Here is a 23,446-nt window from a genome sequence, read left to right as displayed (position 1 = left end):
GGTTGTCAGGTGCTTGCTTGTATCGCCGGCTGATTGGGCTTTACAGAGCTAGCCAGCATGCTACTATTGCAATGTTATACCATCACACTTTTGAGGTCCTTATGGCCACCACAACCTCTACGCCTTTACCTGTTACCGTGCTGTCCGGCTTTTTGGGTGCCGGCAAAACCACGCTGCTGAATCAGATCCTGCACAACCGCGATGGCCTGCGCACTGCCGTTATGGCTCATGATTGGAGTAAGATCAATATCAAGGTAGACGCCCAGGCATGAGTACCATTGCCCGCATTCGGCCAGAGCCTGTCACACAAACCAACCCAGCCAACTCTTTTGCCAGACAGCAACTAGGTTCAGAGCGTGACAGCCTGCTGGCGATTTTCGAGCCCGATGTCAATTTGGCGATCTGGCAGCGTGTATTTGCACCTGCCATAGACTCGTACTGCAAAGTGCTACTGGACCAACTGACATTGCCGCTGCAACGTATGCTGCCCATCGATGATATTGCCAATGCCTTGACGGATGTTCTGCCGACAGGCAGTGGCAAAGCCGACTTTATTGCCGATATCCAGCTGCTGGCAGACATCTTTGGCTGTCTGATGGACTGTCCGCAGCTTGGGCTGCGCCTGCGGGTGCTCGATAAACCGATGTGCCCCAAATTTCATACCGACCATCTGCTGTGCCGGCTGGTCTGCACCTACAGCGGCCCTGCGACCGAGTGGCATGGCGGACCCATTGCCCGGCCTGAAACCACCATACAATTGCAAACTGCCGATGTGGCGCTGCTCAAAGGCAGTGGCTGGGAAGACAGCCAGTGTTATGCCATCAGTCACCGCTCACCGGCCAGTTCTGGTAAACGTCTGCTGCTGACCCTCGATCCTGTGTGGTAACAAGAAAGCTAACGCAAAGCTCTGCCGTGTCACAGCCTTGTCATATCGTGAATTTAACATGCATTTTCATCTGTCTTGCCAACAAGGAAAGTGCTATGAAGTCTCCGATGATCAAGTCTCTACTCGCAATCTGCATTAGCTCAGCTTTTCTCAGTCAGCCTGTGCTCGCTACCCCTTTTACCATCAAAGACGGTGAGATGGTGACAGGTCGCCAGACGTTAACAGGGAATGAAACAGGAACTATTGGTATCGGTGCTACCTTGCAGCAGCCAGGAAATCAGACGATTAGGTGGTCAGCCGCCCAGGAAGGTACTGTAAGCATTGATAATCGTGGCCAGGTGCTTGCTACAAATGGGGCCAGAGCCATCGACACCCAAGGCAATACAACATCAGCCAATTACCATATTGAGCTGTATAATCGTGAGCATGCGCTGATAGACAGTGACAACGATGCTTTCCGGTTGACCTTCAGTTCCGGGATCCTCGGCTCCGTCCACATCGACAATGCCGGTACCATGCGATCCAATGAAGGCCAGGTGCTGGACTTTGCCGGCATGCAGCAAGGCGAGCTGTTGCTGAATAACCGGGGTAGGATGCACTCGGTGCAGCACGATGCCATTCGAACCGGCAATCTGACCACAGTGGCCATCAACAACTCCGGTACCATCAGCAGTCAGGGCCAGGGGCGCCGGGGTATTGATATTAATGGTGATGGTGGTGAGCGGTTTATCGACATTCACAACAGCGCCAGTGGCGTGATTCAGGCGCAAAACGACGCCATTCGGGTCAATTACGATCTCACCGGCGGCAACTTACTGCTGGTGAATGATGGCCTTATCGAAACCACTGGCCTTGGTGATGACTCCGGTCAAGCGCTTGATTTTAACTCAGTCACAGGAACGGCTGTCCATGCCATCATCCGCAACAATGCCGGTGCCATCATCCAAAGTGCCGATGCAGATGCTGTGCGCCCAGGCGGCCATGGCAAGGTGTTTAATGCCGGTTTGATTCGTGCCGGCGGAGCTGGTGTGGTTGAGGGCGCTGAGAGCACCTCGGCCGATGGCATTGATTTTCAGCAGCACGATGGCCAGGTGTTTAATCTGGCAGGTGGTCGTATCGAGGGAGCTCGCCATGGCATCACCGGCAATGGCTTTATTGAAGTGGTCAATCAGGCCGACGGTACCATTATTGGCTGGAATGGCTCAGGCGTGAACCTGGACGGCAATGGCAGGGTACTGAACTACGGTGTGATTTCAGGCCGCTATAATCCGCAGCTTAGCGAAGGGGATGGCGATGGTATTGATATCGACTTTATCGGCGATATTGAAAACTATGGCTGGATTGAAGGCATTGGCGCAGCTGGGGTAAAAAATGGCGATCCTAATCGGGCAGATGGCATTGCCATGGGGGGTGGTCGTATCATCAACCACAGTGGGGCGACCATTTACAGCAGCGATCGGGGGATCCTGATAGATGACAGCGATGGCGGAGCGGCCTTTGGTGCCACCCTGCTAGTCAATGCCGGTACCATTGATGCGCTGAATGAAGGGGTGCAGTTGCGTGGCGACTGGGACGATACCCTGATTAACAAAGGTAGCATCATCAGCCGGAATCAGGGGGTTGCTATCGATATGGGGGGTGGGAATGACCGCCTGGAGCTGCATGCTGGCAGCATGATTCAGGGAAGCATTCTGGGCGGTACTGGCCAGAATCAGTTGATCCTTACCGGGGACGGTCATGGCTTTTTTGGTCATATTGAGCAATTCCAGTCCTGGCAAGTGCAGCAAGGCATTTGGCAGATGGCGGCCGATCTTCAAATCAACGCTGGGGATATTCTCGCTATCGACTCCAATGCGCAGCTAGATGTGCAGGGCAATGCCCTACTGGATGGAGAGCTTAGCTTGAGTCTGAGCAATTTGGCTGCAACTAGCATGCTGGCAATTGATGGCGATTTGGCCTTTGGTGCTGATAGCTGGCTGACGTTGGATCTCTCCAACTGGTTACCCAGCCTGGACGATGTCTGGAGTTTATTCAGCGCACAAAGCGTAACGGGGTTCGACCAACATAGAGTCAGCTTCACGGGCCTTAGCCAGTTACCGCAGTATCAATTTATCACTGGCTGGCAAAACGGGTATTATCAGGTTGGTATTCGTTTTAACCAGCAGGCCACTGTCTCTGAGCCTGCGAGCTTTGGCGGTCTGCTGGCCGGTCTTTTTGCTCTTGGGGCTCTGCGACGCACTCAAGCGAAAAAGCGTAAGCACTTGCAACCCTGTTGCTGATGAACGCAGAGTGATCAATGAATTTAACCCGATATTCATGATCCAAACCGATAAAGCCCATATACTGCCTGATAGTGCAGTGAATGGGCTATATCGATGTATTTACGCAAACTGATCGTATCGCTCTGTATTCTGGTGGGTATTAGCCTGCTGCTGTCGGGTATTGGTTTTTGGGCGCAGCAAAACTCAGAATTTCATACCAAGCGCAACCGCATTGCCAACCAGATGCTGACCGAGTTTATTTCGCTGCGGGCCGATAAACAACGGCTGAAAGTCTGGCTGGCCGAGTACCTGCTGACCGAGGATGCCAATACCGGCTTCCGTGATACTCTGTTCGGCCGTATGCAACAGCAGTTGCAGACTCTGGATCAACTGGCCATTCGCGATCAACTTTACAGCACCAATGAATCCGACTTGCAGCTTATTATGCAGCAGGTCAAAGTCATTTCCTTGCTGCAATCCAATTTGCACACGCTGGAACATGCACTGAAAACCCGCGAAATTGCCGCCTACCAGGATGATCTGGAGCGCTGGCGTACCCTGATTAGCTTGTTTGATAAGTTTCAGGACACCGATCTGTCTGAATTGTTACAGCAGGCCATTGCCGATCAAAAGCAGCGGGCCAGCAGTACCGAAGCGGATGCGCTCTCTGCCGTGCAACAGGTGCAGCTCACCATGCTGCTGATCAGCCTGCTTGGTTTGCTGTTTGCCATTGTGATTGGCTGGCATTTATCCCGGGCCTTGAGCCAGCCATTGCAGCGGCTGCTGGATGGCACCAAGCAGTTGCAGCAAGGCAACTTTGCCCACCGCATTCAGGAGCAGGGGCCAACCGAATTTGCCGAACTGGCACGGCAATTTAACCTGATGTCAGGCTACATTGAAGATTTTGCCCGCCAGGAGAAACAAAGCCAGCTAGCGACTGAGCAACGGGTTCAGGCCCGTACCGCTGAATTGCAGCAAGCACTGGCCCAACTGCATGAAACCGAGCACCGGCAAAAGCAATTGCTGGCGGATATCAGCCATGAGCTGCGCACCCCAGCCACCAGCATTCAGGGCGAAGCCGAAATCAGCCTGCGCGGCAAGGACAAAGACAGCGCTGAATACAAAGAAGCCTTTGGCCGTATTCTGGCCGCCAGCCAGCAATTAAGCCGGCGGATTGAGGATTTGTTGCTGCTGGCCAGAGGTGAAGAGCGCTTACTGCAAGTGCACTTGCAGCGCATCAGCGTGCTGGATTTTCAGGCTTTGGCCACGGCTACGGTGCAACAGCAGCTGAATAGCGGCTACCAGTTAACGCTGAACACGCCAGCGGAGTTACCGGCCGACGCCTGGTTGCTGCTCGATGCAGACAAATTTGCCAGTGTGCTGCGGATTATTACCGACAATGCCCAGCAGTATGCCGCCAGTACCCCAGAGCTGCAGCTTAGCCTGGCACTGAGTGACAATGAACTGCAATTGGAGCTAGCCGATCAGGGCATTGGCATCAGCGCAGAAGAACAGGATCGCTTGTTTCAGCGTCACTTTCGCGGGATCGCGGCCCGAAGCGCCCGACCCGATGGTCTGGGGATAGGTCTTTGCATTGCCAAAGCCATTATGGAAGTGCAGGATGGCACCATTGAACTGCATCCCAATCAGCCCCGAGGCACCCGAGTATGCCTTAAGCTGCCACTTTTTAGCGGAACCCAGCATGAAAATACTGATTATTGAAGACGATGAGAAAGTTGGCAGCTTTTTATCACGAGGCTTAAAAGCCGAGGGCTACCTGACTCAGCTATTGCAGGACGGCTTGCATGCACTGGAGATGGTGCGGCAGTTCGAACCGGATGTGATTGTGCTGGATCGTATGCTGCCGCAACTGGATGGCCTGACCTTGTGCCAGCAAATCCGCAGCCAGCAAATTCAGGCGCGTATTCTGATTTTATCGGCTCTATCCGAAGTTGATGAGCGTGTGCGGGGTCTGCGGGCCGGTGCCGATGACTATCTGGGCAAGCCGTTTCACTTTGAAGAGCTGTTAGCCCGGATTGAAGCCCTGGCGAAACGGGATGTCAGTAGTCTGCATCAACGTCAGTTGCAGGTGGCCGATCTGGTGCTGGATTTAGACAGCATGCAAGCTCAACGCGCAGGCAGAGCACTGCAGTTAACGGCCAAGGAACTCGGTATTCTGGAGTTGCTGATGAGCAACAGCGGCAAAGTCTATAGCCGGGAACGGATTCTGACCAATGTCTGGGGGCTGAATGAAGACCCGCTCACCAACATAGTGGACGTGTATATGGCGCGGCTACGCAAAAAAATTGATGAATCCCATGCAGTCAAGCTGCTGCATACCCGTCGCGGTTTGGGGTATTGCCTGCAGCCGGAATAAAAAAGGCTGGCCGCAGAGGAGAGATGGCCAGCCAAACTGGGTTGGGATGAACAACACTTACAGAAACAATAACCAGATTACTTACTAAATCACGTTAACCTGGCAATGGCATCCTTGCCATTGCTCCCCTACTCGTTCCCTTAATTAGCGCTAAACGGCAATGACGAGTGATGCAGTACGATGCGAAGTGCGCCTTGCTCGTCTTTTTTGAAGCCCCAGGTTTTGTCCACGGTAGTGACGGCACCACTGGCATCGGTCAGCATCACATGGCCCATGGTCAGTGCCAGGTCGCCATTGATGTACACCGCCGCGTTGTTAAACTGATAACCGGTCCATCCTTTCAGCGCAAAGCCACTGTCATCGGGAAATGTGCTGTTGCCGCCAACAAAATAGGCCAAAGCCCCCTCATAACTGGTACGAAAGGTTTGTTCGCCACTGGCCAACGTAGGCTTAAACAATACAGCGCCATGGCCATAGCCATAAGCCGCGTCCAGCACCGAGCGAGCTTTTTGCTCCGCCTTATCACGGCCGCTTTCGCTGTAGGCGGAGCTGATGGCAATTAGTGCCTGTCCCCAGGCCTGTTGGGCAGCTTTGACCTCGGCTTCGGTGATGTTGTTATTGACCACCGGCGCTGCAGCCACTTGCAAAGCAGCCAGGCTGAGCACAGTGCCAGAAATGATGGATACAATTCGAATCGACATAGGTTTTCCTTTTCAGTGAAGGGTGCAGTCACACCGGACACGCACTACTTTACTGCTGAGGCATGAAGGGAAAACCTGCAACTGGATGAACAGAACACAGCGAATAGATTAAAACAAGATGAACAACGCCAATACAGCGGTTAAGGGCGGCGTTTTAGCAACTTACGCTGCAAAGTACGGCGATGCATGCCCAGCACCCGGGCGGTTTGCGAGATATTGCCATCCTGTTCGGTCAGTACCCGCTGGATATGCTCCCATTCCAGCTGATCAGGGCTGAGCAGACTCGACGCTGTCTGGTTGTCGGGGGGGGCAGCTGCCTGCAGGCCTGCCTCCGCAGGCAAATTCCGGCCGCAAAGTACTTGGCGTAACTGCTGAAAATCAACCGGCTTGGTCAGATAGTCGTCGGCACCTAATTTCACGGCCTGAACTGCATTGGCGATGCTGCCATAGCCGGTTAGCAGCACAATCCGGCAGTTGGGAAGCGCTGTACGCAGCGGCTCGACAAAACTCAGGCCAGACTGGCTGGCAAAACGCAAATCCAGCAGATAGGCATCGGCTTGCTCGGCAATCAGTTGGGCGCTGGTGCAGGGCTCGGCAAAAGTCACCACGCTGGCACCGGTTTGCTCAAAACGCCGTGCCAGGGTGCGCAGCAGCACGGCATCGTCATCGACCAGCACCAGCTTGATGCGCTGCGACTCATTCATACCGGATTCCTTGGCAGCTCAATGCAGGTGAGCCCGCCATCGGCCAGATTACTGCGGACGACCTTACCGCCTAATCGCTCGATGCTGGCATTGGCCAGAAACTGACCGATGCCAAGGCCCTGACTACTAAGCTGTGGCAAATGCCCCAGCTCCTGCAAGCGTTGCTCGGAAAAGCCCTCGCCATAATCGCGGATGCGGATGCTGCAGCCTTGTTCGCTGAGCTGGCAAGCAATTGAGAGCTTGGGTTGTTGCCTCGCCAGGCTGGCATCAGCGGCGTTATCCAGAATATTCAGCAAGGCCGCCGCCAGGCTTTGCGGCTCGGCCAGTAAAAAATCAGTGGCATCACTGTCAAACTGACAGTCGGCTTCAATATCGGGCCGGCTGGCCAGCCAACGCTGTACCGTTTGCCCGGTCAGTTGCAATACCGGTTCGGCTTGCTGCGGCTGGCGCAGACTGCCGGCATCCTGACGCAGCTGCTGCACCAGATGCTGACAACGCTGCAGTTGTTGTTGCAAGTCCTGCCACTGTTCAGCCTGAGTGGCGTCGACCTGAAGCTCGTCGGCAATCAATGCCATGGTTTGGATCGGCGTGGCTAAATCATGGGCGGCATTAGCAGCAAAGGTGGCCAGAGCCAACATCTGCTCCTGTCGCAGCTGTTGTTGCTGCAACTGGTTCAGCACTCTGGCTTGCTTGCGAATTTGCCGGGCCTGAGCACTGATAAACCAGCTGATCAAACCGGCAGAAAGTGCAAAGGCCCACCACATTTGCAGTAGATGCTGATCAAAACTACCATGTCCAACGCCATGTCCAGTGCCATGATGCGCATGCGCTGGGGTGGCTGCGTTTTCCGGCTGCAGCTCCAACCAGGGGCCGGCAGTTGACAGCGCACTGAGATCACCCAGCTGCAGCAACAAGGTATACGACAGAACTGCAATTAACGCCACCAGATAACACAAACGGCCAGGCAACAGCACCGAAGCCATTGCCACCGGCAACAGCAACAGTGCGACCAGGCCATTGCTGACCCCACCGCTTAACAGCAGCATACAGCACAACAACACAATATCTGCCAATGCATAGAGCGCATACAAGCGCATGCTGTAATGGCTGGCATTGGGTAGTACAGGCAGCAATAGATTGGAAGCAGCAAAAAGGGCCAGTAAGAGCAACAGCAAAGGCCAGGAGCTAACCGGGTAATGCAGCAACCAGGCAGCCAGCATCGCCAGTGCAATAAAGCCAATCACCCCCCAACGAAAGCGGGCCAACTGACGCAATTGGTGCTGCGGTTCAAGAACAGTCAGGGAAAGCATGACACACAGGTTCCACAAAAAAGACGGCTGCCAGGCAGCCGTTGCAAAATGTCATCACAGACTATCGCACTGCAGTGGAAAAGTCTGTACTAAGAATACCTGCTGCCTCTCCAAAGCACCATGCGACATAGTGTCGCAGCTGATCGCATCGCAATTAAGAGTTCGCAGTTAAGGGAATACCATGAGTCGTATCGCAGCCAACATGAGTAACAGGACGTCAGGGCAACAAACTGTATGCAATCAGCAGTTGCTGAGCGCTTTGTTTTTGCCGTAAAAAAGCCATCACAAAAGCGGTATCCTTATCGGCATCGTAGCGATAGAGGATTTTGTATTTATCGACCGTGATTTGTCGGTAGTCGGTCACCCCCAACCGCTCCAGCTCATAGCAAAGTGGAAACTGCAACGGCCCAGGGCCCATTTGCCCTAGGTCTAACCGCTCTTTACAGTACCCAAGCAATTGCTCTGCCAATGACAGCGCTTGCTCGGCACCCAGAAATTCGGTCATATAGCGGGTTAGCATCAACAAGGTCTGGTGCGCCAGTCGGGTCACCACCAGTTGCGTCATTCTGACGCTCCGCTCAGCGCTTGGCGCAACTGCTGCAGGCTTTCATCCAGCGTTAAGGTATGACCATCACGGATATCGCGCTCGGCCAGGTTCATCAACTTTAGCAAGGCAATGCCTTCATCCCGCAGGCGGGCGCTGGCTTCAGACTCTATCCGATACACCGCTTTACCGCCTTGCGTCACCACAATCGGCTCTTCGAGTTCCAGCTTGGCAGCATGCTGTTTGATGTAACTGATGGTTTCAATACGCATTGCAAATCCGGCCATAGGCTCTAAGTAGTCTTTTAATGGACTATTTATAGCCTATTACCTGGCTCTGAGCAAGATTAACGCCGTCTAAGCCGCATCGCAAAACCCATGCCGGCCAGCAGCAACACCAGTGCCATCATGCCAACCACCACCCTATCGCGGCCATCGCGCCCCAGCCAGGGCTGCAAAATGCCCCATTTGTGCACAAAGGAAAAGCTGTAGCGTTCAAAACGGCTGCTGCGGCTTTGTTGTTCCACCAACTGACCGCTGGCACTGTCGACAAAAATCCGTCCCTTCGCATAATCGAGCTGCCAGACCGGCAGGCGCTTGTTGCGAAAATCGTAATCCGGCCCAAAACGCTGCACCAGCTGTTGTCCGGATATCGCTTCGGGGGTTAGCCCAATAAAGCGCTCCGCCAATAGCTGCGCATAGGAAGCATCGTCCAGCGCCGGTGCATCCGACAGCAGCGGAATAAAGAGCGCCCCGCGCTCTGATGCCTGACCGGCAAAGCGGCTGTGGCGATCGGCCTGCTGTGCGGCATTGTGCAGTGATAAGCGCCAGTACCAGTGCGAAGCGGGCCCCTGTACCAGACTGGCACTGTTTAGCACAGCATCGGTCGGCAACACGCCTGCCGGCAGCTGCCAATGCTCTGGTAATGGCTGAGCGCTGCTGGCCGTTAAGCCCAGTGTCTCGGGCTTTACGTACTTGTAGGCAAAATGGTAGATGCCAGTCAGCAAATACAGCGTCACCGGCAGCAATAATCCCCAGGACAACAGATAATGCCAGCGGCGCAGGCCGCGACGTTTTGCCTTAAACGGCAGTCGAAGCAACAGCCAGCCACCAGTCAGCACCAGCAACAAGGCACTGCCCAGCAACAGCGTCATCACCAGGGCTTTGATGATGGGCACCCCATCCAGCCATTGCCAGCTGTGAAACTGGCGAAACAGCGCCTGCAAGTTAGTTTTATAGCGATTGGTGATGCCCGCCAGGCTCAGAGTTTCGGTATGCACATACAGGCTAAGCCCGGAGTAAAATTCAACCTGCCAGACCGGCAATAAGCGATTGACCGACGGGTAGGCGCTGTCAAACTCGGTTTGCAACCGGCTGCTGCGCACCTGGCTTTCATCCAAACCGCTGTAATGACTGGCCAGCCAGATCGCCATTTGCTGATCGCTGATGGCACTATCTTCATCATGCAAGCTCAGGTACTGGCGTGGGCTTTGCAAATCCGGGGTCAGCTGCAACAGCACCTGCTGCTGATAGGGCACCAGCTTCACCAGCGACTGAGCGGGCAGATTGGCTTGCTGCAACCGCTGCATGGCTTGGTTCAGCTCGGCTTCGCTCAAACTGAGTGTCGGCGGTCGCATAGTAACGGCCTGCGGGCCGGTCCAACTCATAATGGGATGCGACACCCCGGTTAGCGCAAACAGCAGCAAAGTGATGCCACCCAGCCAGAGCAGTACACGGTGCCAGCGCACCAACTGACTGGTACGTATTGCGTTTGATGTGGTCATGGCTACATCCTCACTCTATACAGCCTAAAATTGCCAGGTCGCCGACACAAAAACGCTGCGCGGCATGCCGGGCCGGTAGTCGATGTCGGTCGAGCCTACCTGGTTGCTGGTCAGGCTGGAATAGGTCTTATCAGTCAGGTTCATTAGCCGAATGGCCAGCTGCCAGTGTTCGCCAATTTGATAGCGCGCCCGCAGGTTGAACAGATCATGCCCAGGGTAGGTATTGGTGTTGGTCTCATCGGTGTAGTAGCGACCAACCTGCTGCCATTCCAGCTCCAGCCAGAGCCCCTCAATGCTGAGTGGCTGGTAACTCAGGCTGCTTTGCCAAAGCTGACGCGGCGCTTTGCCCACCTCAAAGCCAGCAAAGTTGCGGGTTTCGTTGATAGCAGGCACACAGGCCGGCGGAAAGCAGCTGAATAAATACTGAAAATCACGGTACTTTTGCCGGGTAAAGGTGCCACTGAGGTTCCACGTCCAGGCGTCGCTGAGTTGCCAGCTGGCCATCAGCTCCAGCCCCCGATGCGAGGTTTGGCCGGCATTGATCACCTTGCGGGTGTTGCCATCAATGTAATTCACCACATCGTCTTTGATTTGCAAATCGTAGACACTGGCATCCAGTCGCAGCCCATCCAGCTGCGCCCGCCAGCCTAATTCATGGTTGATGGCAGTGACCGGTTTTAGCTCAGTGGTATCCTGACTGGAACCCGGGCGAAACACCTGCCCGACCGAAGGCACCCGAAAGGCATGCCGGCGATTGGCATACAGCTGCTGATTCGAGGCCAGCTTGTAAACAACGCCGAACTTGGGACTCAGCTGCTGGTAGCGAATACGCTGCGACTCAGGCCGAAGCCAGGTAGTACGCCCTACTTGCTGTGGCACCGACGGATCCAGCCGATCGGTGTAATCGACTTCAAACCAGTCATACCGCGCGCCCAGGCTCAGGATCCATTGCTCGGAGGCAAACCATTGCAACTGCGCATAGGGCGAGATGCTGGTTTGATCCGCATCGTAGTGGTAATTGGTTCGCCCGGTTTGCTGGTAATCAACAAAAATATCCTCTTGCATCACGATGCTGATTTGCTGCTCGCGGAAGGTGGCAGGTGTCACGTCCAGATCCAACCCGGCTGTCCAGTTGAAGTCCGCTGACGCCTGCTGCGAGAACTGTGTCAGTAGCCCATAGGAGGAAAAACGGGTGGATTGCAGCACCGGATCATAGGTCAGCATCCAACTGGGCATCAGATCCGAGCGGTTGTTGCGGTAAAAGGGTGTCAACATCCATTCGCTGCGATCGGACAGCTGATAACGCAGTTCCGTCGATAACCGAAACGCCTGCACATCGCGCGCGCCCATATCGCCATGAAAGCGGTTTTTGCGCGGATTACTGGTAAAATCAGCCTGGTTTAAGCCCGAGGTGCCACTTTGGTCAATGCTGCCAAAACTGGCCAGGGTTTTAAGTTGCAGCTGCGGTGTGAGGTCACTGTCCAGCCGCAGACTACTGGAAAAACGCTGATAATCGGCTTCTTCCCGAAAGCCATCGCTTTGGGTGCGATTCAGTTGCAGCCGGGCCCGGTGCTGTGCATTCATGGCGCCGCTCACGGCCATCAGGCCACGTTGCCAGCCGTCGCTGCCAAGCTCGGCTTGCAGCCGGCCACTGAGCTGATCGGTCGGCTCTGGGGTCAGAATATTAAAAATGCCGCCAATGGCATCGCTGCCATAGAGCGCAGAGCCCGGCCCCTTGGTCACTTCCACCCGGCCGGAATTTGGCATATCAATTTCATACAACCCATTGTGGTTAAAAAAGCCGGTTGGCCGGGTTGGCAGGCCATCTTCCAAAAACAGGTAAACCCCGCCGGTGGTGATAGGCTGGCGAATAGCGGTCATATGGCCTTCACCACCCAAGTCATTCACATGCACTCCGGATACCCGGTTTAACAGCTCAGCCGGATGACCTGGACTGACATTCTGGATACTGTCTTCGCCCAACACAGCGACCGATTCAGCCAGATTGGTCAGTGCCTGCGCCTGACGGCTGCTGGTCACTACCATCACTTCAACGCCATCCGGTGCAGCCGCTCCCTTGGTAGGCATGTCTGAGGCAGCTGTACTCATGGCCATAAGTGCCAGGCAAACATTAGAAATCATGAATAAACCTTTGAATTGATTTGATTTACTCTACCAGAGGCAAGCTGCTGCGGGGATGCGACATAATGTCGCAGTACTGCTCAGGTTAAATAGAGGTAAATCTGGTCAAAACAGTGTGGCCTGACTAGACTAAGCAAGATGCTTATCCCAAAGTAACCATGGAGATGGAATCAATGCGCTTTTCGCTGAATACAATAAGTAGCCTGCTGCTAGCCGCCAGCCTGACCTTCGCTATCACCAGCCAGCAGGCAGAGGCTTGCACCCGGGTGATGTACAAGGGTCCGGAACAGACCATTCTGACCGGTCGCAGCATGGATTTTTCCATGCCAATACCAGCCAATCTCTGGGTCTTTCCGCGCGGCATCGAGCGACAGGGCGAAGTGGGTGCTAACTCGGTGCACTGGACTGCCAAATACGGCAGCCTGGCGGTCAGCTCCTGGAATATTGCCACTTCGGATGGCATGAACGAAAAAGGCCTGGTGGCCAATATGCTGTGGCTGGTGGAGTCCGAATACCCAACTTTTAGCCCACAAGGTGATAAGCCCGGTCTGGCCATTTCGCTGTGGGCGCAGTATGCGTTGGATAACTTCGCGACCGTCGCCGAAGCAGTAGCAGCCCTTAGCCGGGAAGACTTTGTGGTAGTGACCGATGTGATCCCAGGCACCGATAGAATGACCACCATCCACTTATCGTTGTCGGATCCAAGCGGCGATAATGCCATTTTCGAGTACATCGAAGGCCAGCTGGTAATCCATCATGACCCATCCTACGTGGTGATGACCAATGATCCGCCGTACCAGCAGCAACTGGCCATTCAAAAGTACTGGGACAGCATTCCGGGCAATCAGTTTTTACCGGGTACGGTGAAAGCCCCGGATCGTTTTGTGCGGGCGCACTACTACATCCACAGCATTCCGCAAACCAGCGATCCTCACATTGCTACCGCCAGCGTCTTTAGTGTGATCCGCAATACCTCGGTGCCCTATGGTTATCAGATTGAAGGCTACCCGAATTTATCCACCACCCAATGGCGGGTGGTGGCCGATCACAAGCATTTGCGTTATTTCTTTGAAACCGCACTGACGCCCAATACCTTTTGGGTCGATCTGACGAAACTGGATTTTAGCGAAAATGCCCCGGTTAAAGTGCTGCGCGCCGATGCCAACCAGGTGTATGCCGGTGAAACCTCGGCCAAATTTGCAGAGGCCAAACCTTTTCAGTTTCATGGGCTGACCTTCTGATCTGCTCCAATCAAAGCTGGCTGTGCAGGCTGCAGCCGGCTTTAATGCCCCTCCAACAGCACAAAGCCCAACATCAAGCCAATACCAGCGAACAAGGCCAGATGCTGTGACAGCAGCCGTTGTTGCCATAAGCCTTTTAGCAATGGATAGAGATCGATCAAGGCAATGTACAAGAAACCACCTGCTGTGATGGCCAATAGCGCTGCCAGTGGCAATACCAGCCACTGGCCTGCCAGATAGAGCAACAAAGCACCGGCAAACACCGGTAGGCTACACAGCGCATTTAACGCAATGGCGCGCTTAAAGCTGGCACCGCCATGCAGCAGGATGGCCACATCCGACAATTCCTTCGGCAGTTCATGCCATACCACCGCCAGCGTGGTGGCCCAGCCCAGCGCCGGATCGACCAGAAAGCTGGCGCCTATCAGAATGCCATCGACCGCATTGTGCAGGCCATCGCCCAGCAGATTCATCCGGGCATAGGCCGGCAGTTTTTCTTCCTGCGTTGGCAGCTCATGCCTGTGCCAGTGCAATCCCTGCTCCAGCCCATGGAACAACAAGAAGCCAAGCAGGACTGCCAGCATCACCGGGTGCGATGAGGCTGAGCGCTCTAACGCTTCCGGGATCAGATGCAAAAAAGCACTACCCAGTAAGACACCAATAGCCAGGCACAACAACAAAGGCTGTAGCCACTTCAGCCAGGGGCGTGCCAGCAGCAACAATACCCCCCAAACACTGCTACCAACACCACCAAGGATGCGGCCAACATCAATTGCCACAACATAGCAACTCCTAAAGTGTGATATTATCACAGTGAGTCTAGCGCACTTTAACCTTGCCGCGCTTTAAAACGCGGATTGCTTTTGCAAATAACAAAGACTTTGCCGCGCCGCTTGACGATCTGACAGTCCGGGTGGCGATTTTTAGCCGACTTCAACGACGACAACACTTTCATCAGGCATCTCCTTTAGTTGCCAAAAAACGACCAAACTTCTTGCCGAAGTTTGCCATCCGGCCTTCGCTGCTGATTTGCTTCTGCTTGCCGGTGTAAAAGGGGTGCGAGGCGCTGGACACATCCAGCGGCACATATGGATAGGTGTTGCCGTCACTCCAGGTTTTGGTGCGCTCGGTTTGAATGGTGGAGCCTACCAAAAAATAGGCATCGGCTGCCATATCGTGAAACAGTACCTGACGGTACTCAGGATGGATATTGGGTTTCATGCGATTTCCTAGTGTTCAACAATAGAGACCGCATTTTATTGCGAATGATTCTTAACTTCAATTAATTTGTGATAGTATCACAAATTAATTTATTATCCCAGTGCGGTATCCAGCACCAGCATCAACACAAAGCCCAACATCAAACCATTGGTGGCGGCCATTTCATGACCCTGACGGTGCGACTCCGGGATCATTTCATGGCTAATCACAAACAACATCGCACCTGCCGCCATCGCCAGGCCCCAGGGCAGCAGCATCGGGTTGGTCATCACGATGGCGCCGGTCACCGCCATGATGGGCTCCACCAAGCCAGATAACATACCAACGCTCAAGGCCACCAACCGGCTGTAACCTACAGCAAGTAACGCCATGGCCACCACAAAGCCTTCCGGTACATTTTGCAAAGAGATACCGGTCGCCAGCGCCGAAGCGCCTACTGCATCGCCACTGGCATAAGCGACACCAATGGCCAGTCCTTCCGGAATATTGTGCAGAATAATAGCGATTACGAACAACCAGCTACGCTTTAATGCCAATGCCTGATGGCCTTCAGCTCCTTTAATAAAGTGTTCATGCGGCACACTGCGTTCCAGTGCCAGCATCAGCAAAGCCCCCATCAGAATAGCTGCAGCCACTTGCAATGGCCCTTGCCAGCTTTGAGTACTGCTTTCAAACAGCGCCAGTGCTGGCACAATCAGCGAAAAAATACTGGCTGCCAACATGACCCCGCCCCCAAAACCCAACATAGCTGCATGCAAACGGGCGGAGAGACGACGGGAGAACAAGGCTGGAATAGCACCTAAGGCGGTGGCTGCCGCCGCCGCCATACCGGCATAGAATGCATAACGAACATGTTCCTGCTGCTCCATAAGAACAGCCATTTGCTGCAAGCCATAACCAGCACCTAACAATAAAATAGCCCAACCCAGCAGTTTCCTTGGGTTTAGTTTGCTAAATTTGGCCAGGCTGGCAGTGTTCATTGCTCTCTCCGAAAAGTCATTCACTTTATTATAGGATGAAAAAGCGGCTCAGGATCAAAATCAAATGAGAATTGTTCTCAATTTAAATCGATGATGGCGTTCGCTTTAATGGATTAAGATGAGCCATATAAATTGATTTAAACCTAGAACATTGCCTGGGCTGTTTACTCATGCGCGGTAAAGCGTCTGGCAACTTCCGACCAGTGGATTACCTGATAAAAGGCGTCAATGTACTCGGGTCTTTTATTCTGGTACTTCAAATAATAAGCATGCTCCCATACATCCAACCCCAGAATAGGGATCTGCCCATCCATCCAGGGGCTGTCCTGATTGGCAGTGCTGGTCACTTCCAACCGGCCAAGATCATTGATCACCAACCAGGCCCAGCCACTGCCAAAACGACTGAGTGCTGCCTGGGTAAACTGTTGTTTGAAAATATGAAAGCCATCAAAATCGCATTGAATCGCTTTGGCCAGATCCCCCGTTGGTTCGCCGCCGCCTTGCGGTGACATCACCTGCCAGAACAAGGAGTGATTGGCATGACCGCCACCATGATTACGAACTGCCGTTTGCAGCTCAGGCGGCAACTCCTGGATCCGTTGCAAAAGTTTGGTCAAAGGCCAATCCTGATAATCGGTGTCAGACAGCGCCTGGTTTAAGCCATTGACGTAGGTTTGATGATGGCGCTGATGATGAATTTGCATGGTAAGGGTATCAACGTAAGGCTCGAGTGCATCATAAGCGTAAGGTAAAGCAGGTAGTTCAAAGACCATAAGATTCTCCAAAGTAGAGCAACAGCAAACTGATAATCATTATCATTTGCATTAAATTGAATTGCAAGGCATGCTGGTTAGAAAATTTGTGGAGGTGGTTATGGATTTGATTCAAGACTGGAAAACATTACAACGCATGGGCAACCATGAATTTGCTCAGCAACGCTGGCAAAGTGCCAGCCATTTTTATCTGCACAGCATTCTACTGTTGCGTCATCACTTACCGATGTTGCTACAACAACCCGCGCAGGGTGCTGCTCTTGGCATCATTTGTTTATCCATTGCAGTGCAGAATCTGGCCGATACCTACTACCGCCAGGGGCGCATAAAACGTTGCAGTACACTGCTGAACAGGGCTTTACGGGATTTTCAGCAGTTGCAATCTCTGCTTTGTAGCAGCCATCCGGCAACCGTAGCTTTGCTGCGTGAGTCCTGCCGGCTGCGGCAATTGCTGTATACCCATCAAGCTGCAAGTACCGAGTCAGTCACACCGCAGCGCGCACAAAATTGGGTGAGTGCCGCCAGTAGAAGCTTGCATTAGCAACTATTTACCATCGAGCAAACCATCGTAGCTCTCCCCTACGACTGGTCTGCCATGCCCTGAAACTGCTATCCTAAGTGCGGTTGAACTCACTGTTTGTGATTGTCTTATGTGATTGATACCAGCAAGTTAGTTCCCGAATACTTAGCTGTATGCATATTCTGATTGCGCCTACACCTTTTTTCAGTAAGCTACCCACTTTACAAACATATGGATTTTTTAAACACGGATGATGAGAAATATGAAAATCGCCTTGATGTACGGGGTTGCCTTTATTCTGGGGAGTTTTGCCGCTTTGGTGTATGCAGAACCAGCGTCAGCACAATGTGCTGTACTTCCCTCAGAAGCAATCACTGCAGTTCGACATAGTGTCCTACAACGAAAGCTCTATTTAACCTGTAGTGAGTACGGGCACCGTCTGGAGCCTCGTTCTACATCCAGTTGGTTGAACATATTAAACGCTCCCTTTTACGCCTACGCAGCGCAACCAAAACATGCGACCACTAAGCTAGAGCAGCCAGTATACTTTACACGGCTCACAGGACGCAGACTAAAACAAGGCGAGCGTAAAGCACTGCATGCCCATTTTTTGCAAAACATTTTCCCTGATTACAGATTACCTAGCTCTGTGATCGAAGCTACAGCAACGACCAGTGAAGGATTGGATTGGCGATTATTCTTAATGCCGGATCGAGGTGTACTATGTTATGACCAATGTAGCATTCGTCAAGTCTTCATGATCAAACCCAATCCTTCGCATAAGCAGGACACAGCCTTAGACAGGCAGAAAATCGCTGAGGGTGACAACTCTTTATGGTCGAAACGGAAAATTGGATGGTTTATTGTGCTAGGCCTACTGCACTGGCCAGTACTGACGGTTTTTTTGTTTTTTATGTTGCTACCGCATATCTACAATAACTTGACTACCAACTCAGAGAGAATGGACTGGGTTATAGCAAAAGACATCCGCGGGATTTCTATGCTACCAGTATTATTCATGCTGCAATATTGGCTGTTAGCGGGAAAGTATACTGCAGATGCAAAAGCTGCAAACTGTGAAATCATGCTGCGGATTGGTCAAGGTCTTGTGATTACCAATATTCTGGTATTTATCAACTTTCTTCTTGCCTGATAAGTTTATCCGTCTCAAAAGCCATGAATTCATCCCACACCGCAATAAGCCCGGCGCTGGTATTTTACACTACATAGCATCCGGGCTTCGATTAAATTTAACTTTGCGATTGCAGGTAATTGGGAAGGCCCAGCAGTTTGATCAGGCGCAGCTGTTGTTCAAGCCAGTAGGCGTGGTCGTTTTCGGTGTCATCCAGCAGCTGTTGCAAGATGCTGCGAGTGACGTAATCCTGCTCTTTCTCGCACAGCGCCATGGTGTCTTTGAGTAAGGCATCCACCCGGTATTCCACATCCAGATCGTTTTGCAGCATTTCGGGGACATCTTTGCCCACCTTGATGCCATCGCGTTTGCTCAGATCCGGTACCCCTTCCAAAAACAAAATGCGCTCAATCAAAGCAGCGGCATGGCCTTTTTCATCGTCGAATTCATGGTCGATGCGCTGATACAACTTCTCCAGGCCCCAATCCTGGTACATGCGCGAATGGATAAAGTACTGATCCATCGCACTGAGTTCATTGGCCAGTAAGGTATTCAATGCGTCAATAATGACTTGCTTGCCCTGCATTAGTTACCTCCTGTCTGCAGTTGCAGGTAGTTGGCCAGCCCCATGCTGCTGATTTGGTGCTGTTGGGTTTCCAGCCAGTCGATGTACTCTTCTTCATCTTCCAGCATCTCGGTCAGCAAGTCGCGGCTGACATAATCCTGATGCTGCTCACACAGCGCTATGGCTTGCTTGAGTTGCGGCACTTGTTGCAACTGAAAGTCCATATCGCATTGCAGCATTTCCTCGGTCGCTTCACCAATATTCAGTTTGCCCAATGCCTGCAGGTTCGGCAGCCCTTCCAAAAACAGAATACGCTCAATCAGGCTGTCGGATTGCTTCATATCCAGAATGGATTTTTTGTAGCACGCATCGTTCAGGCCTTTTAAGCCCCAGTTTTTGTACATGCGGGCATGCAAAAAGTACTGATTGATCGAGGTTAATTCGGTGGTAAGCAACTGATTCAGTTGCGCCAACACCTGCGGATGGCCTTGCATAGCAAACTCCGAAAATTTAAACGGGTACTAAGCATAGCCCAAAACGGAAATAAAAACAAAAAATGCTTTACCATCAACAGGATAGCATTGATAATGATTCGTCTTTAGGATGTATTTTCAATCTGCAGGTACCGTCACAAAGCCAAGCTGCTCAATCCCTGCTTGTTGTACCAGCGCCATTAAACGCACCATATGCTGATAGGGCACATCTTTATCGCCCTGCAGATGCAGGACCGGCTGCTGAGCAGCCGCTTGCAGCAAGCGCTGCTGCATTTGCTGCTCGGTAACCAAATCCTGTTGCCAGTACCATAAGCCATCTTTATCCACCGACAACACCACTACCTCAGGATCTGTCTGCACAGGTTGTTCGCTGGCCGTTGGCAGATTCACCGCGACCGCCTGGGTCAGTAACGGCATGGTGATCATAAAGAGGATCAGCAGCACCAGCATCACATCCACCAAAGGGGTCATATTCAGCTCGGTCATCATGTCCTGTTGCGGCTCCAGGCCGCCTCCAAAAGCCATGTTAGCGCACCTCTCGTAACTGTGTTTGTTTGCGCTGCTGCGGGGCTGCTCCGGTCAGAAAATAGGCATGCAACTGATGAGCAAAGCGGTTCAACTTGCTGTGCACGCCACGATTTGCGCGGCTTAAAGCGTTGTACCCCAACAAGGCCGGAATAGCGACCACCAGGCCAGCTGCCGTGGTCAATAGTGCTTCCCCGACCGGGCCGGCAATTTTATCCAGTGCCACCTGACCGGATGCACTGATGCTAATCAAAGCCTGATAAATGCCCCAGACCGTGCCAAACAGTCCCAGAAAGGGTGCCGTGGCGGCCACCGAGGCAAGAATAGCTAGCCCCCGGTTCAGCCCTTCCATCGAGTCCTCGATACTGCCACGTAAGCAAGCGCTTAACCAATCGGTCAGCGGCAGGTGGCCGTGCAGATCAGAGGTATGCAACCGATGGTGTTCCACTGCATCGGCTCCTTCCAGCGCCAGGCGTTGGTATGGATTATCCGAACCCTGTTGCTGCAGCACCGTTAGCCCATCAACAAAACTCTGACAATGCCAGAAACGCTGCATCGCAGCCTGGCCTGGCTGATGCAGGCGCCACAGATGATAGCCCCGGATCACCAGCACACTCCAACTTACCAGCGACATCAGCAGCAGTAACAGCATCACAGCCCGGCTAAGGGGATCGCCATACAACCAAAGATTGGAAAAACTCATTGAGGTGCTGTCCATGGATGCTCCTGCTCCTGCTACTGCAATTGAAAGGTTATGGGTTGCTGGTAACGATAGGCAATAGCGGTATCCCCTTGCCGGGCAGGTTCAAAGCGCCACTGCTTTACTGCCTCCAGTGCGGCCTGATCCAGCCTTGGAAAGCCGCTGCTTTGCAGCACGGCCAGCTCACTGATCTGGCCATCGGCTTCGATCAGCAGCTCCAGCAGCACGGTGCCTTGTTCCCGCAACCGGCGTGACAGCATGGGATAAGCCGGAGCAGGATTGTTTAAATGGCTGGCATCGGCTCTGGGTGCCGTGACCGGGGCACTGGCGGGCGGTGCAGGCTCTTGCGGCTGAGCGACCGGTTCAAGCGGCTGTTCGACTTGCTCCTTAACAACAGGCTCTGGTTCTGTGTACTCTGGTAGCGGCTCCTGAGCGGGAGCGAAAGGCCCATCGTTTACCAGCAACGGCTCTGGTACAAGCTCTGGCTCTGGCGCAGGCTCTGCAGGCTTCGGCTCAGGCAAAGGGACCTGCTCCGCCACAGGTTCAGGTTGCACGGCCGCTGCTGCCTGAACCAAAGCCCCCTGCAGCACGGGAGCTTGCACTGTTGGCTGCGCTGTACCCACCTGACCAACAGCCAGCAACACCAGCAGGTGCCCCAGCAGCACCAGCAGCACCAGGCCAACGTCGCTCCTGCGGGTTGGACCTTGTGCCTGCATAACCATAGGTTTGCTATCCTCTGCCCAGGCAGTAAACTCAGGCAGACAGGCAACAGCTGTCATGGATGACTCCAGGTAGAAATGAGAGCAAATTAGATGCGAATGATATCAATTATCATTAATAACAACAAGCACTCACTTTATCGTACCCAACTGTTATTAGCCGCAGGACTCTGGTACTAGTTGGTTTTTTCCGCTTAAATGCAACAACCTATTGCTATTCGAATAAACAGTATGCTTCGTTCGCTTATCCTGCTCTGTCTGCTGGTTAGCAGCAGCTATAGTTACGCCAACAGCCGTCAGATCGAGATTGATCAGGCGGTGGAAACCAAACATCAAACCCGTATTAACGGCCAGCGGGTGCAGTACAGTGCTTTAACCGGCACTCAGCCAGTCTGGGATGAACAGGGCGAGCCGGTAGCCACCTTGTTTTACACCTATTACCGCCGTACCGATGTGTCCGATGTCGGCAGACGGCCTTTGATGATTTCATTCAATGGCGGCCCGGGCTCCGCCTCGGTCTGGATGCATGTGGCCTACACAGGGCCCAAGGTGTTAAACATTGATACCGAAGGCTACCCGGTGCAGCCTTATGGCGTAAAAACCAACCCCTACTCGGTGCTGGATGTGGCGGATATTGTATTTGTCAATCCAGTCAATACCGGCTATTCACGGGTGGTACCCAATAGCCAGGGCGAACTGTTATCCCGGGAGAAACAGCGTGAGATGTTCTTCGGCGTGAATGCCGATGTCAGCTACCTGGCCGAATGGATCAACACCTTTGTCACCCGTCACAATCGCTGGACGTCACCGAAATTTCTGATTGGCGAAAGCTACGGCACCACCCGGGTGGCGGGCCTGGCGCTGGAGTTGCAAAACCGTCAATGGATGTACTTAAATGGCGTCATTTTGGTGTCACCAACTGATATGGGCATCGACCGTCAGGGACCGGTGAAAGCCGCCAACCGCCTGCCTTACTTCGCGGCTACCGCCTGGTACCATGGCGTGCTGCCAGCGGATCTGCAGCAGCGCGACTTGTATGAGTTATTGCCAGAAGTGGAAGACTTCACCCTGAATCAGTACCTGCCGGCGCTGGCCAAGGGTGCCTTTATCGAGGATGCCGAAAAACAACGCATTGCCGAGCAGGTAGCCCGCTATTCTGGCTTGTCCTTGCAGTCGGTGCTCGGCAGCAACCTGGATATCGACACCGCCTTTTTCTGGAAAGATTTGCTACGCGAGCAGGGTAAAACCGTCGGCCGGCTGGACTCCCGCTACTTAGGCATTGATAAGAAAGAAGTTGGCGAGCGACCGGATTACTGGGCAGAGCTGACATCCTGGTTGCACTCGTTCACCCCGGCCATCAACCACTACATTCGCAACGATCTGAACTACGTCACCGACATCAAGTACAACATGTTCGGCCCGGTGCACCCTTGGGACAGAACCAACGACAACACCGGTGACAATCTGCGCCAGGCCATGGCGCAAAACCCGTATCTGCAAGTGTTGTTTCAAGCGGGTTACTACGATGGCGCCACCAACTACTTTGATGCCAAGTACAGCATGTGGCAACTGGATCCCAGCAGCAAAATGCGCGACCGGCTGCACTTTGCCGGCTACCGCAGCGGCCATATGATGTACCTGCGCTACGAGGATTTGAAAAAGTCCAACGATGATTTGCGCAACTTTATCCGCGCCGCACTGCCGGCGGAAGACCAGGCAGCGAGGTACTAGCAACTACCCAAAGCTCACCATTAGGTGAGCTTTGGGTCTATTTTAAACAAAGCCACGTGAACAAAAACTCCTTGCTGTAACCCCCTACTGTTCGGTTATAATACTTCTTTTTACATTGCAGCAACAAGGAAGCAGTC

25 protein-coding genes and 1 pseudogene are annotated in these 23,446 nt (G+C 53.2%); 9 read left to right on the top strand and 17 right to left on the bottom strand.

The window, feature by feature from the left end; translation table 11 throughout:
- Positions 1–101: 101 nt before the first annotated feature.
- From QWF21_RS02560 to QWF21_RS02540, 5 genes and pseudogenes are all read left to right on the top strand, one after another.
- A pseudogene (locus QWF21_RS02560) lies at positions 102–251 on the top strand (GTP-binding protein); the annotation flags it as partial.
- A 17-nt stretch (positions 252–268) separates the two neighbouring features.
- On the top strand, positions 269–886 hold the full coding sequence (locus QWF21_RS02555; RefSeq protein ID WP_330086476.1) for a DUF1826 domain-containing protein: 618 nt from the start codon (positions 269–271) through the stop codon (positions 884–886).
- A gap of 95 nt (positions 887–981) precedes the next feature.
- A complete protein-coding gene (locus QWF21_RS02550; protein ID WP_330086475.1) occupies positions 982–3,165 on the top strand; it encodes an autotransporter outer membrane beta-barrel domain-containing protein in 2,184 nt (727 codons plus the stop codon).
- 96 nt (positions 3,166–3,261) lie between these two features.
- Entirely contained in the window at positions 3,262–4,869 is a 1,608-nt protein-coding gene (locus tag QWF21_RS02545; RefSeq protein WP_330086474.1) for a sensor histidine kinase, read from the top strand.
- The gene (locus QWF21_RS02540) at positions 4,850–5,524 is read left to right on the top strand and encodes a response regulator transcription factor (RefSeq protein WP_330086473.1); all 675 of its coding nucleotides are present in this window, start codon (positions 4,850–4,852) and stop codon (positions 5,522–5,524) included. Before QWF21_RS02545 ends, QWF21_RS02540 begins: the two co-directional genes overlap by 20 nt.
- Before the next feature lie 140 nt (positions 5,525–5,664).
- Here QWF21_RS02540 and QWF21_RS02535 read toward each other — a convergent pair whose 3' ends face one another.
- From QWF21_RS02535 to QWF21_RS02505, 7 genes are all read right to left on the bottom strand, one after another.
- Positions 5,665–6,225, bottom strand: coding sequence for a phosphoribosyl-AMP cyclohydrolase (locus tag QWF21_RS02535; RefSeq protein ID WP_330086472.1), 561 nt, complete (start codon positions 6,223–6,225; stop codon positions 5,665–5,667).
- Positions 6,226–6,365: 140 nt separating this feature from the next.
- Positions 6,366–6,929, bottom strand: coding sequence for a response regulator transcription factor (locus QWF21_RS02530; RefSeq protein ID WP_330086471.1), 564 nt, complete (start codon positions 6,927–6,929; stop codon positions 6,366–6,368).
- On the bottom strand, positions 6,926–8,239 hold the full coding sequence (locus QWF21_RS02525; RefSeq protein WP_330086470.1) for an ATP-binding protein: 1,314 nt from the start codon (positions 8,237–8,239) through the stop codon (positions 6,926–6,928). Before QWF21_RS02525 ends, QWF21_RS02530 begins: the two co-directional genes overlap by 4 nt.
- Before the next feature lie 217 nt (positions 8,240–8,456).
- Entirely contained in the window at positions 8,457–8,804 is a 348-nt protein-coding gene (locus QWF21_RS02520) for a type II toxin-antitoxin system RelE/ParE family toxin (RefSeq protein WP_330086469.1), read from the bottom strand.
- Positions 8,801–9,055 (bottom strand): type II toxin-antitoxin system Phd/YefM family antitoxin, encoded by a 255-nt coding sequence (locus tag QWF21_RS02515; protein ID WP_330086468.1) that lies wholly within the window; start codon positions 9,053–9,055, stop codon positions 8,801–8,803. The genes QWF21_RS02520 and QWF21_RS02515 overlap by 4 nt, the downstream gene beginning before the upstream one ends.
- A 74-nt stretch (positions 9,056–9,129) precedes the next feature.
- On the bottom strand, positions 9,130–10,566 hold the full coding sequence (locus QWF21_RS02510) for a hypothetical protein (RefSeq protein WP_330086467.1): 1,437 nt from the start codon (positions 10,564–10,566) through the stop codon (positions 9,130–9,132).
- Positions 10,567–10,590: 24 nt separating this feature from the next.
- Entirely contained in the window at positions 10,591–12,708 is a 2,118-nt protein-coding gene (locus QWF21_RS02505) for a TonB-dependent receptor (RefSeq protein ID WP_330086466.1), read from the bottom strand.
- Between the two features lie 173 nt (positions 12,709–12,881).
- Between QWF21_RS02505 and QWF21_RS02500 the strand changes: the two genes are divergently transcribed.
- A complete protein-coding gene (locus QWF21_RS02500; RefSeq protein WP_330086465.1) occupies positions 12,882–13,949 on the top strand; it encodes a linear amide C-N hydrolase in 1,068 nt (355 codons plus the stop codon).
- A 41-nt stretch (positions 13,950–13,990) separates the two neighbouring features.
- Here the strand turns inward: QWF21_RS02500 and QWF21_RS02495 are convergent, their stop codons facing one another.
- The 5 genes from QWF21_RS02495 to QWF21_RS02475 form a co-directional block, all read right to left on the bottom strand.
- Positions 13,991–14,728 carry a ZIP family metal transporter gene (locus QWF21_RS02495; RefSeq protein ID WP_330086464.1) on the bottom strand — a complete coding sequence of 246 codons (738 nt, stop codon included), beginning with the start codon at positions 14,726–14,728 and terminating at the stop codon, positions 13,991–13,993.
- Positions 14,729–14,778: 50 nt separating this feature from the next.
- A complete protein-coding gene (ykgO, locus tag QWF21_RS02490) occupies positions 14,779–14,904 on the bottom strand; it encodes a type B 50S ribosomal protein L36 (protein ID WP_330086463.1) in 126 nt (41 codons plus the stop codon).
- Entirely contained in the window at positions 14,904–15,170 is a 267-nt protein-coding gene (locus QWF21_RS02485; protein ID WP_330086462.1) for a type B 50S ribosomal protein L31, read from the bottom strand. Before QWF21_RS02485 ends, ykgO begins: the two co-directional genes overlap by 1 nt.
- Positions 15,171–15,262: 92 nt before the next feature.
- On the bottom strand, positions 15,263–16,150 hold the full coding sequence (locus QWF21_RS02480; RefSeq protein WP_330086461.1) for a ZIP family metal transporter: 888 nt from the start codon (positions 16,148–16,150) through the stop codon (positions 15,263–15,265).
- A gap of 164 nt (positions 16,151–16,314) precedes the next feature.
- A complete protein-coding gene (locus QWF21_RS02475; protein WP_330086460.1) occupies positions 16,315–16,923 on the bottom strand; it encodes a superoxide dismutase in 609 nt (202 codons plus the stop codon).
- A gap of 100 nt (positions 16,924–17,023) precedes the next feature.
- On the opposite strand from QWF21_RS02475, the gene QWF21_RS02470 reads away from it, so the two are divergent.
- Positions 17,024–17,464, top strand: coding sequence for a hypothetical protein (locus QWF21_RS02470; RefSeq protein ID WP_330086459.1), 441 nt, complete (start codon positions 17,024–17,026; stop codon positions 17,462–17,464).
- 241 nt (positions 17,465–17,705) lie between these two features.
- Positions 17,706–18,596: a hypothetical protein gene (locus tag QWF21_RS02465; RefSeq protein WP_330086458.1), complete on the top strand. Its 891-nt coding sequence runs from the start codon at positions 17,706–17,708 to the stop codon at positions 18,594–18,596.
- A 97-nt stretch (positions 18,597–18,693) separates the two neighbouring features.
- Here QWF21_RS02465 and bfr (QWF21_RS02460) read toward each other — a convergent pair whose 3' ends face one another.
- The 5 genes from bfr (QWF21_RS02460) to QWF21_RS02440 form a co-directional block, all read right to left on the bottom strand.
- The gene (gene bfr / locus QWF21_RS02460; protein ID WP_330086457.1) at positions 18,694–19,161 is read right to left on the bottom strand and encodes a bacterioferritin; all 468 of its coding nucleotides are present in this window, start codon (positions 19,159–19,161) and stop codon (positions 18,694–18,696) included.
- Positions 19,161–19,634, bottom strand: a complete 474-nt coding sequence (gene bfr, locus QWF21_RS02455) for a bacterioferritin (RefSeq protein WP_330086456.1) — start codon at positions 19,632–19,634, stop codon at positions 19,161–19,163. Before bfr (QWF21_RS02455) ends, bfr (QWF21_RS02460) begins: the two co-directional genes overlap by 1 nt.
- 117 nt (positions 19,635–19,751) lie before the next feature.
- Positions 19,752–20,159, bottom strand: coding sequence for an ExbD/TolR family protein (locus QWF21_RS02450; protein ID WP_330086455.1), 408 nt, complete (start codon positions 20,157–20,159; stop codon positions 19,752–19,754).
- Between the two features lies 1 nt (position 20,160).
- Positions 20,161–20,877 (bottom strand): MotA/TolQ/ExbB proton channel family protein, encoded by a 717-nt coding sequence (locus QWF21_RS02445; protein WP_330086454.1) that lies wholly within the window; start codon positions 20,875–20,877, stop codon positions 20,161–20,163.
- 17 nt (positions 20,878–20,894) lie between these two features.
- Positions 20,895–21,638: an energy transducer TonB gene (locus tag QWF21_RS02440; protein WP_330086453.1), complete on the bottom strand. Its 744-nt coding sequence runs from the start codon at positions 21,636–21,638 to the stop codon at positions 20,895–20,897.
- A 171-nt stretch (positions 21,639–21,809) separates the two neighbouring features.
- Here QWF21_RS02440 and QWF21_RS02435 point away from each other — a divergent pair, with 171 nt between their 5' ends.
- Positions 21,810–23,309, top strand: coding sequence for a S10 family peptidase (locus QWF21_RS02435; RefSeq protein ID WP_330086452.1), 1,500 nt, complete (start codon positions 21,810–21,812; stop codon positions 23,307–23,309).
- Positions 23,310–23,446 lie beyond the last annotated feature (137 nt).

Source organism: Alkalimonas mucilaginosa, assembly GCF_036327005.1.
Lineage (GTDB): Bacteria > Pseudomonadota > Gammaproteobacteria > Enterobacterales > Alteromonadaceae > Alkalimonas > Alkalimonas mucilaginosa.
Note: the sequence above shows the minus strand (reverse complement) of the source record. Positions and strands in the feature narration are given on the sequence as shown.

Coding starts and splice junctions, on each gene's coding strand:
- QWF21_RS02555 (WP_330086476.1), top strand. CDS start 269: ATGAGTACCATTGCCCGCATTCGGCCAGAGCCTGTCACACAAACCAAC.
- QWF21_RS02550 (WP_330086475.1), top strand. CDS start 982: ATGAAGTCTCCGATGATCAAGTCTCTACTCGCAATCTGCATTAGCTCA.
- QWF21_RS02545 (WP_330086474.1), top strand. CDS start 3,262: ATGTATTTACGCAAACTGATCGTATCGCTCTGTATTCTGGTGGGTATT.
- QWF21_RS02540 (WP_330086473.1), top strand. CDS start 4,850: ATGAAAATACTGATTATTGAAGACGATGAGAAAGTTGGCAGCTTTTTA.
- QWF21_RS02535 (WP_330086472.1), bottom strand. CDS start 6,225: ATGTCGATTCGAATTGTATCCATCATTTCTGGCACTGTGCTCAGCCTG.
- QWF21_RS02530 (WP_330086471.1), bottom strand. CDS start 6,929: ATGAATGAGTCGCAGCGCATCAAGCTGGTGCTGGTCGATGACGATGCC.
- QWF21_RS02525 (WP_330086470.1), bottom strand. CDS start 8,239: ATGCTTTCCCTGACTGTTCTTGAACCGCAGCACCAATTGCGTCAGTTG.
- QWF21_RS02520 (WP_330086469.1), bottom strand. CDS start 8,804: ATGACGCAACTGGTGGTGACCCGACTGGCGCACCAGACCTTGTTGATG.
- QWF21_RS02515 (WP_330086468.1), bottom strand. CDS start 9,055: ATGCGTATTGAAACCATCAGTTACATCAAACAGCATGCTGCCAAGCTG.
- QWF21_RS02510 (WP_330086467.1), bottom strand. CDS start 10,566: ATGACCACATCAAACGCAATACGTACCAGTCAGTTGGTGCGCTGGCAC.
- QWF21_RS02505 (WP_330086466.1), bottom strand. CDS start 12,708: ATGATTTCTAATGTTTGCCTGGCACTTATGGCCATGAGTACAGCTGCC.
- QWF21_RS02500 (WP_330086465.1), top strand. CDS start 12,882: ATGCGCTTTTCGCTGAATACAATAAGTAGCCTGCTGCTAGCCGCCAGC.
- ykgO (WP_330086463.1), bottom strand. CDS start 14,904: ATGAAAGTGTTGTCGTCGTTGAAGTCGGCTAAAAATCGCCACCCGGAC.
- QWF21_RS02485 (WP_330086462.1), bottom strand. CDS start 15,170: ATGAAACCCAATATCCATCCTGAGTACCGTCAGGTACTGTTTCACGAT.
- QWF21_RS02480 (WP_330086461.1), bottom strand. CDS start 16,150: ATGAACACTGCCAGCCTGGCCAAATTTAGCAAACTAAACCCAAGGAAA.
- QWF21_RS02475 (WP_330086460.1), bottom strand. CDS start 16,923: ATGGTCTTTGAACTACCTGCTTTACCTTACGCTTATGATGCACTCGAG.
- QWF21_RS02470 (WP_330086459.1), top strand. CDS start 17,024: ATGGATTTGATTCAAGACTGGAAAACATTACAACGCATGGGCAACCAT.
- QWF21_RS02465 (WP_330086458.1), top strand. CDS start 17,706: ATGAAAATCGCCTTGATGTACGGGGTTGCCTTTATTCTGGGGAGTTTT.
- bfr (WP_330086457.1), bottom strand. CDS start 19,161: ATGCAGGGCAAGCAAGTCATTATTGACGCATTGAATACCTTACTGGCC.
- bfr (WP_330086456.1), bottom strand. CDS start 19,634: ATGCAAGGCCATCCGCAGGTGTTGGCGCAACTGAATCAGTTGCTTACC.
- QWF21_RS02450 (WP_330086455.1), bottom strand. CDS start 20,159: ATGGCTTTTGGAGGCGGCCTGGAGCCGCAACAGGACATGATGACCGAG.
- QWF21_RS02445 (WP_330086454.1), bottom strand. CDS start 20,877: ATGGACAGCACCTCAATGAGTTTTTCCAATCTTTGGTTGTATGGCGAT.
- QWF21_RS02440 (WP_330086453.1), bottom strand. CDS start 21,638: ATGACAGCTGTTGCCTGTCTGCCTGAGTTTACTGCCTGGGCAGAGGAT.
- QWF21_RS02435 (WP_330086452.1), top strand. CDS start 21,810: ATGCTTCGTTCGCTTATCCTGCTCTGTCTGCTGGTTAGCAGCAGCTAT.